Origin of the sequence: Burkholderia sp. Ac-20353, assembly GCF_017104785.1 — a bacterium.
Lineage (GTDB): Bacteria > Pseudomonadota > Gammaproteobacteria > Burkholderiales > Burkholderiaceae > Burkholderia.
This window is the reverse complement of the sequence record NZ_JAAGPL010000299.1, coordinates 1-7554: the sequence shown is the minus strand read 5'-3', so window position 1 is coordinate 7554 and position 7554 is coordinate 1. Positions and strand designations below refer to the sequence as shown.

9 protein-coding genes are annotated in these 7554 nt (G+C 69.7%); 1 reads left to right on the top strand and 8 read right to left on the bottom strand.

Going from position 1 to position 7554, the window contains the following annotated elements; translation table 11 throughout:
* From mdcE to madL, 6 genes are all read right to left on the bottom strand, one after another.
* Positions 1-705, bottom strand: a 705-nt coding sequence (gene mdcE / locus G3N94_RS38480) for a biotin-independent malonate decarboxylase subunit gamma (protein WP_205799441.1), incomplete at its 3' end; no start/stop codon positions are given.
* Complete coding sequence (locus G3N94_RS38475) at positions 692-1690, bottom strand: biotin-independent malonate decarboxylase subunit beta (RefSeq protein WP_241022316.1); 999 nt, start codon at positions 1688-1690, stop codon at positions 692-694. The genes mdcE and G3N94_RS38475, both read right to left, overlap by 14 nt.
* Positions 1687-2004, bottom strand: a complete 318-nt coding sequence (gene mdcC / locus G3N94_RS38470; protein ID WP_205799440.1) for a malonate decarboxylase acyl carrier protein — start codon at positions 2002-2004, stop codon at positions 1687-1689. Before mdcC ends, G3N94_RS38475 begins: the two co-directional genes overlap by 4 nt.
* A 10-nt stretch (positions 2005-2014) precedes the next feature.
* Positions 2015-3661, bottom strand: a complete 1647-nt coding sequence (mdcA, locus tag G3N94_RS38465) for a malonate decarboxylase subunit alpha (protein WP_205799439.1) — start codon at positions 3659-3661, stop codon at positions 2015-2017.
* A 121-nt stretch (positions 3662-3782) separates the two neighbouring features.
* Positions 3783-4550 (bottom strand): malonate transporter subunit MadM, encoded by a 768-nt coding sequence (gene madM, locus G3N94_RS38460; RefSeq protein ID WP_205799438.1) that lies wholly within the window; start codon positions 4548-4550, stop codon positions 3783-3785.
* 12 nt (positions 4551-4562) lie between these two features.
* Positions 4563-4958 carry a malonate transporter subunit MadL gene (gene madL / locus G3N94_RS38455; protein ID WP_205799437.1) on the bottom strand — a complete coding sequence of 132 codons (396 nt, stop codon included), beginning with the start codon at positions 4956-4958 and terminating at the stop codon, positions 4563-4565.
* A gap of 256 nt (positions 4959-5214) precedes the next feature.
* Between madL and G3N94_RS38450 the strand changes: the two genes are divergently transcribed.
* On the top strand, positions 5215-6063 hold the full coding sequence (locus tag G3N94_RS38450; protein WP_205799436.1) for a LysR substrate-binding domain-containing protein: 849 nt from the start codon (positions 5215-5217) through the stop codon (positions 6061-6063).
* Positions 6064-6097: 34 nt separating this feature from the next.
* Here the strand turns inward: G3N94_RS38450 and G3N94_RS38445 are convergent, their stop codons facing one another.
* Both G3N94_RS38445 and G3N94_RS38440 read right to left on the bottom strand, forming a co-directional pair.
* Positions 6098-7021, bottom strand: a complete 924-nt coding sequence (locus tag G3N94_RS38445; protein WP_205799435.1) for a 3-hydroxyacyl-CoA dehydrogenase NAD-binding domain-containing protein — start codon at positions 7019-7021, stop codon at positions 6098-6100.
* Between the two features lie 106 nt (positions 7022-7127).
* Positions 7128-7554 (bottom strand): TerC family protein (locus tag G3N94_RS38440; RefSeq protein ID WP_205799434.1); only part of this gene is annotated, 427 nt, incomplete at its 5' end.

The window sequence follows — 7554 nt, the reverse complement described above, 5'->3', positions numbered from 1 at the left end:
ATGCGTGGCACGCGCGAGCTCATACACGCGCTGCGCGACCTCGGCCGCGACCGGACGGCCGCGCGCCGCGCGCCGGTCGACGCGATCGGCCGGCCGGTCGAGCCATTCGGCGACCTGGCCGTCGAGCCCGCAGGCCGGATCGAGCACCCCATCGACCGCACCCATCTTCACGAGGTTGTCGAGCCCCGGCGCGAACACCGGCGTCGACCGCGCCTTCTCCTTCAGCACGTCGAGCGGCAGCTTGGTCACGCGCGACATCGACGGCAGGTCCATCACTTCGGGATCGGCGCCCGGCACCGCGAGCAGCGTGCGCGTCGCGAGCGCCGTCGCGATGAACGCACCGGCCGCCGTGTGGCCGTACAGCAGGCCGATCGTCCGGTGGCCCGCGAGATCCGCATGCATCAGGCATTTCGCGAGGTGCGACAGGCCTTCGTTCAGGCCGAGCAGCTCGTCGCGCTTGCTCATCCGCTGGCTGTCGCTGTCGACCAGCACGAGGATCGGCGTCGCGCCGCCGCATTCGAGCGTGGCGAGCACGTGCGATGCAAGCGTCAACGCTTCGTCGATGCCGAACGGCAGACGGTCGCTGACGCCGATCACGTCGACGCGCGTGCCGGCCAGCTCCGCGTGGCCGGACAGCAGGCCGCCGTCGCGCGCGATCGCGTGACCGTGCGGAAACAGCGATGTGAGCACTTCATCGAGCGTCATGCGAGGGCTCCTGGAGTTGGTCGGCAAGTGCGGCGAACGTGTCGTCTGGCATGCCGGGAACCGCTTCCGGCGCGGTCGCGCCGAGCGTTCGCCACACGTCGAGCGCGTCTGCGCATGCGCCGAATCGCGCGACACGCGCTTCGAGCCGCGCCTGCTCGGCGCGCAGCATCGCCGCGCCGAACGCCGGCGCGCGGCCGATCAGTTCGAGCGCGGCCGCGCGGAACGCGTCGGGCGTATCCGCGACGTAACGGTCCGCGCCGCCGATCAGCCGCCGGTGCTTGCCGCCCATCGTGCGCCAGATCAGCGCGCGGTCCTTTGCGTCGAACTCGTCGACGCCGCGATTGGTTTCGATCACTTCCGGCCCCGACACGCTGATGCGGCCCTGCTCGGACACCGCGAGCGCCGAACAGCACGCGGCAAGCAGCCCGCCGCCGCCGTAGCAGCCCGCGCGCCCGCCGATCAGGCCGATCACCGGCACGCCGGCCGCGCGCGCGTCGACGAGCGCGCGCATGATCTCGGCGATCGCCAGTTCGCCCGCGTTCGCTTCCTGCAGCCGTACGCCGCCCGTGTCGAACAGGATCAGCACCGGCATCGAGCCGAGCTCGCGCGCGGCGCGCAGCAGGCCCGTGAGCTTCGCTCCGTGCACTTCGCCGAACGCGCCGCCCATGAAGCGGCCTTCCTGCGCGGCGACCAGCACCGGCTTGCCGTCGAGCAGGCCGCGCCCGACGACCATCCCGTCGTCGAATTGCTGCGGCAGGTCGAACAGCGGCAGATGCGGGCTCGTCACGCGCTCGGCCGGCCCGAGGAATTCGGTGAAACTGCCGGCGTCGAGCAGGCCGTCGATGCGCTGCCGCGCCGACGCCTCATACCAGCTCGACGCGTTCGCGACGAACGCGGGCGCGTCGTGGATGACGTCGGTCGGCGCGTCCCGCCGAGCTGCCTCGTTGGTGGGCAGCGAATGATCGTGAGCGTGACGGTCGTTCATGCGGCGTCTCCTTCGATCGCGCGCACGGCCTGCGCGAGCCGCAGCGACACCATGTCGGGCCGCGCGCCACCGTCGTTGACGGACAGCTTCAGGCCGCCCGGCGCGCGCCGCTCGACGAAATCGGTCAACACCGCGTGCCAGACCTCGCCGAAGCCGACCGCCGCGGTGCGGATGTCGATCTCGCATTCGTTGCCCGGCAGCACCCGTTCGACGAGCACCTCGAGATTGCCGGACGCGACCACGCCGACGAGCGCCGTGGCCAGCTCGCCCTTCGCGCGCGCTTGCGCGGTGAAGCGATAGTTCAACTGTTCCATTGCCGTGTCCTTACCAGTTGCGGAACCGCGCCGGCGGCGCATACAGCCCGCCCGACCAGTGCACGAGATCCTTGATCGAGCGCGCGGCGAGCCAGCGACGGTCCGCGTCGAGCGGATCGATGCCGAGATCTTCCGGGCGCCGGATCACGCCGCGCTCGCGCAGCCGCTCGACCATCTTCCGGTCGCGGCCGCGGCCGACTTCCGTATAGCCGGCGACGCCGCGGATCGCGTGTTCGCGCTCGTCCTTGTCGCGGCACATCAGCAGGTTCGCGATCCCTTCCTCGGTGACGATGTGCGTGACGTCGTCGCCGTACACCATGATCGGCGCGAGATCGAGCTGCAGCTTGTCGGCGAGCTTCAGCGCGTCGAGTTTCTCGACGAACATCGGCACGTTCTTGTCGCCGAACGTCTCGCCGATCTGCACGACCAGCTTGCGGCCGCGCCTGAGCGCCGCCGGCGTATCGGGGTCGGCCTCCTCGCCGGCCTTCAGCCACGGCTCGCTCGGGTGTCGCCGGCCGCGCGCGTCGCTGCCCATGTTCGGCGCGCCGCCGAAACCCGCGATCCGCTCGGCGGTGACCGTCGACGAATGTCCGGACAGGTCGATCTGCAGCGTCGAGCCGATGAACATGTCGCACGCGTACAGGCCCGCCGTCTGGCAGAACGCGCGGTTCGAGCGCAGCGAGCCGTCGGGGCCCGTGAACCACACGTCGGAACGCGCGCGGATGTAGTCGTCCATCCCGACTTCGGAACCGAAGCAGTGGATCTGCTCGACCCAGCCCGATTCGATCGCGGGAATCAGCGTCGGATGCGGATTCAGCGCCCAGTGCGTGCAGACCTTGCCCTTCAGGCCGAGCTTCTCGCCGTAGGTCGGCAGCAACAGCTCGATCGCCGCGGTGTTGAAGCCGATCCCGTGGTTCAGGCGCTTGATCCCGTACGGCTGGTAGATGCCCTTGATCGCGAGCATCGCGGTCAGGATCTGGGTCTCGGTGATCGCGGCCGGGTCGCGCGTGAACAGCGGCTCGACGTAGAACGGCCGGCCGGCCTCGACGACGAAATGCACGCGGTCGCCGGGGATGTCGACGCGCGGCACCTTGTCGACGATGCGGTCGACCTGCGCGATCACGATGCCGTCCTTGAACGCCGTGGCCTCGACGACGGTCGGCGTGTCCTCGGTGTTCGGGCCCGTGTACAGGTTGCCGTCGGCATCGGCGCTGACCGCGGCGATCAGCGCGACCTGCGGCGTGAGGTCGATGAAGTAGCGTGCGAACAGTTCGAGATACGTGTGCACGGCGCCGAGCGCGATCTTGCCACCGAACAGCAGCTTCGCGATCCGCTGCGACTGCGGGCCCGAATACGCGAAATCGAGACGCTTCGCGATGCCGCGCTCGAACACGTCGAGATGCTCGGGCAGCACGACGCCCGACTGCACCATGTGCAGGTCGTGCACCTTCGCGCTGTCGACATCGGCAAGCGCGGTCGCGAGCAGATCGGCCTGCTTCTGGTTGTCGCCTTCGAGGCAGACCCGGTCGCCGGGCCGCAGCACGGCTTCGAGCAATGCCACGGCGTCGCGCGCGTCGACCCGCTTGCGTTGCGCGTAGTGCGCGCCGGCTGCGAGGCGTGCATCGCGCGCGAGTCGCGCGTGATTCCATCCCGTCATAGAGTTCTCCCGCTTCGATGGTTCAGCGGCATTCTAAGCCGGGCGCCGCCGCCGATTGATGATGATGTCCGATGCGACTCAGAGGTCGCCGCGATGGATGCGGGCCGCGCGCTCGTGCCGCTCATGCGCCGACCAGCGCGCGTGTCGTGAAGAACAGCACCGACGGCCCGAGCAGGCAGCCGACGCCCGTGTGGAACGTCGCGACGAGCGCACCGTACGGCACGAGCCGCCGGTCGGTCGCGGCGAGGCCCGCGCTGACGCCGCTCACGGTGCCCGCGAGGCCGCCGAAGATCATCGCGGCGCGCGGCGTCCTGAGCCCCATGAAGTTCGCGGCGAGCGGCGTGCCGACCATCACGATGATCGCCTTCACGAGCCCCGTCGCGATGCTGAGCGCGATCACGTCCGAGCTCGCGCCGATTGCGGCGCCGGTGACGGGCCCGACGATATAGGTGACGGCGCCCGCGCCGATCGTCGTCATGCTGACCGCGTCGGTATAGCCAAACGCGCGTGCGACGCACGCGCCGACGATGAACGGCAGCACGGTGCCGAGCAACAGCGACAGCACGCCGACCAGCCCGGCCTTCCGCGCCTCGGTCGGCTGCACTTCGAATGCGGTCGCGACGATCGCGAAATCGCGCAGCATCGCGCCGCCCATCAGGCCGACGCCGGCGAACAGCGGCACGTCGGCGATCCCCTTCTCGCCGCCGGTGAACGCCCCGCCGACATACGCGAGCGCGAGGCCGATCAGGATCGCGATCGCCGATCCATGCACGCGGCCGAACGTCAGCTTGTGCGAAACGATCGACGCGATCCACATGACCAGGCCGACGAGCGCGAACGACGTGACAAGGCCGTTATGGGCGACGGTTTTTTCGAGCATCTGCAGCATCGCGGCCTCCGGTCACTGTTCTTCGAATTGCGGCACGCGGGCGAACGCCGTGTCGTCGCGGCCGGTGCGTGCGAGCACCGCGATGCAGCCCGCGCAGATCACGACCGCGCCGATCGCGGCGAGCAGCGCGACGGGCCCGCCCTTCAGTGCGGCGAGCACGTTCTGGTTCGCGGCCATCGCGACGACGACCGGGATATACATCGCGCCCCAGAAGCCCACGCCCGCTTCGGTCTCCTTCGGCAGCCAGCCGCGGCCGTGCAGCCACAGGCGCAGGCCGATCAGCAGCAGCATCGCGATTCCGACGCCGCCGACGTTGGTCTTCACGCCGATCGCGGTGCCGAGCAGGTCGCCGAGAAACAGTCCGGCGAGATGGCAGAACGCGAGCAAGGCGGTTCCGTAGATGATCATGAGTCGTCTCCTGTGTCTGCCGCGGCGGCGTGCCGCGGCCCCGGCGGCTCGTCGAGCGAGCGCATTCTCGGGCGGTCGATGGGATGATGCGGTTTCGGGTCCGCGCCCTGATGCCGTAGACTGCCCGAAGCAGCCGCCGGCACGGTGCGGCGCAGGCTTCGAGTCGCGCGCGCAGCACCGGGGGCGTGAGCCGATACTAGCGCCGCAAAATCCGGCCATTTATGAAGTTGTCGAAACCGATTCAGTGGGTTTAGCAATGCGTCCGTTACCGCCCGAGCTGCTGCGCAGCTTCGTCGCCGTCGCCCAGTCCGGCAGTTTCACCGCCGCGTCCGAGCGCGTGAGCCTGTCGCAGTCCACCGTCAGCCAGCACATCCGCCGCCTCGAGGAGCTGCTCGACCGCCCGCTGTTCGAGCGCGACACCCGCAACGTGCGCCTGTCGCAGCACGGCGACGCGCTGTTCCGCTACGCGGTGCGCATCCTCGAGCTGATGGACGAGGCCGTCACGTCGGTATGCGGCCCGCCGCTGTCGGGCAAGGTGCGGCTCGCGATGTCGGAGGATTTCGCGTCGGCCCACCTGACGGCCGCGCTCGCGAGCTTCGTGCAGCGCAACCCGGAGGTCGAGCTCGCGATCGCGACCGGGCTGTCCGGCGACCTGTTCGACGCACTCGACGAAGGCCGGCACGACCTCGTGTTCGCAAAGCGGATCGCCGGCAGCCGGCGCGGGCGCGTGATCCGTAGCGAGCCGCTGTACTGGTGTACCGGCCCCGATTCGCGGATCACCGGCCACGAGGCCGTGCTGCCGCTCGCGATGCATCCGGAGCCGAGCGTGTCGCGGCGCCGGGTGCTCGAAACGCTCGACGCGATCGGCCGGCCGTACCGGATCGCGGTGGTCAGCAGCAGCGTCGCGGTGCTGCGCGCGGCGGCCAGCGCGGGGCTCGGGGTCAGCGCGTTCGCAGGCTATGTGATCCCGGCCGGGCTCGCGCGGCTCGATGCGGGGCTGCCGGAACTCGGCGAGCTCGAATATGTGATCGACCGCCCGGCCGCCGCGTCGCGCTCGACGCTCGCGCTCGAAGCGACACTGATTGCAGCGGCAGCCGAGCTTTAGAGGATCAGCGCGGAGCCGGAACGGCTGCGCCCGATCACGGCAGGAAGCTGCGCCGGCGCGCGTCGATCAGCTCGACGAGCAACCGGTCGCGCTCGGCGGCGAGATCCTGCATCGAATGCTCGCCCTGGATCGCGCGGAGTTCGTCGATCAGCTTGCGGTCGACGTCAGGATCGAACGACGGCGTGCCGAGATCGTTCCACCAGCTCGTCATCGGGCCCGACAGATGCTCGAGGAAGTGCGCGATCCCGCCCGCGCCGCCGCCGAGGTGATAGGTCAGGCCCTGCCCCATCAGCGCCCAGCGCAAACCGGGGCCCCATGCGACCGCCTTGTCCGCATCGGCGACGCTCACGACGCCCTCGCCGACGAGGTGATACACCTCGCGGAACAGCGCCGCCGCGAGCCGGTTCGCGACGTGGCCGGCCATCTCCTTGTTGAGGACGATGGTCTCCTTGCCGAGCGCGTCGTAGAACGCCTTCGCGCGCGCGATCACGTCCTTGCCGGTCGCCGCGCCGCCGACCAGCTCGACGAGCGGAATCAGGTGCGGCGGATTGAACGGATGGGCGATCAGGCAGCGTTCCGGATGCTTCGCGCACGCGGTCTGGATGTCGGACATCTTCAGGCCCGACGAGCTCGATGCGATCAGTACGTGCGCGGGCAGCACGTCGTCCATCTGCCGGTACAGCTCGCGCTTCAGGTCGAGCCGCTCGGGGCCGTTCTCCTGCACGAAATCGACGCCGTCGAGCGCACGCGCGAGATCGGCGTCGAACGTGAAGCGCTGCGTCAGCGCCGCGGCCTCGTCGCCGAGGAACCCGGCGAGCGCGTCGCGCAACCGCGCGTCGGCCTGCGGCGCGGGGTCGGTCGCGACGACGTCGAATCCGTTCGACAGGTAGAAGGCCGCCCAGCTCGCGCCGATCACGCCGGCGCCGACGATCGCGACGCGTCGGATGTCGGTGTTCATGTCCGTGCTCATGTCCGCTTCATCTCCGGTTTGTCTCCGCTTCATCTCCGTGGATATCGCGGCGATTGTCGCATCGAATCGCGCGGCGGCGGCGCGCCGCCGGCGCTCAGCGGCCGGACACATCAACCGCACGCTTCACCTTCGCGCGCCGCGCCAGCATGTTCATGCCCTCGACGAACGCCGAGAACGCCATCGCCGCGTAGATATAGCCCTTCGGCACGTGCGAACCGAAGCCTTCGGCGATCAGCGTCATGCCGATCACGACGAGGAACGACAGCGCGAGCATCACGACGGTCGGGTTGCGTTCGATGAAGCGTGCGAGCGGCTGCGCGGCGAACAGCATCACGGTCACGGCGGCGATCACCGCGACGAACATGATCGGAATGTGCTCGGTCATGCCGATCGCGGTCACGATGCTGTCGATCGAAAACACGATGTCGAGCATCAGGATCTGGCCGACCGCCGCCCACATCGTCAGGCCGCCCGCGCCGTTCGACGCGCCGGCGTCGCTGCCGTCGCGCGACACGTGATGA

Coding starts and splice junctions, on each gene's coding strand:
- madL (WP_205799437.1), bottom strand. CDS start 4,958: ATGATCATCTACGGAACCGCCTTGCTCGCGTTCTGCCATCTCGCCGGA.
- madM (WP_205799438.1), bottom strand. CDS start 4,550: ATGCTGCAGATGCTCGAAAAAACCGTCGCCCATAACGGCCTTGTCACG.
- mdcC (WP_205799440.1), bottom strand. CDS start 2,004: ATGGAACAGTTGAACTATCGCTTCACCGCGCAAGCGCGCGCGAAGGGC.
- G3N94_RS38445 (WP_205799435.1), bottom strand. CDS start 7,021: ATGAACACCGACATCCGACGCGTCGCGATCGTCGGCGCCGGCGTGATC.
- G3N94_RS38475 (WP_241022316.1), bottom strand. CDS start 1,690: ATGAACGACCGTCACGCTCACGATCATTCGCTGCCCACCAACGAGGCA.
- mdcA (WP_205799439.1), bottom strand. CDS start 3,661: ATGACGGGATGGAATCACGCGCGACTCGCGCGCGATGCACGCCTCGCA.
- G3N94_RS38450 (WP_205799436.1), top strand. CDS start 5,215: ATGCGTCCGTTACCGCCCGAGCTGCTGCGCAGCTTCGTCGCCGTCGCC.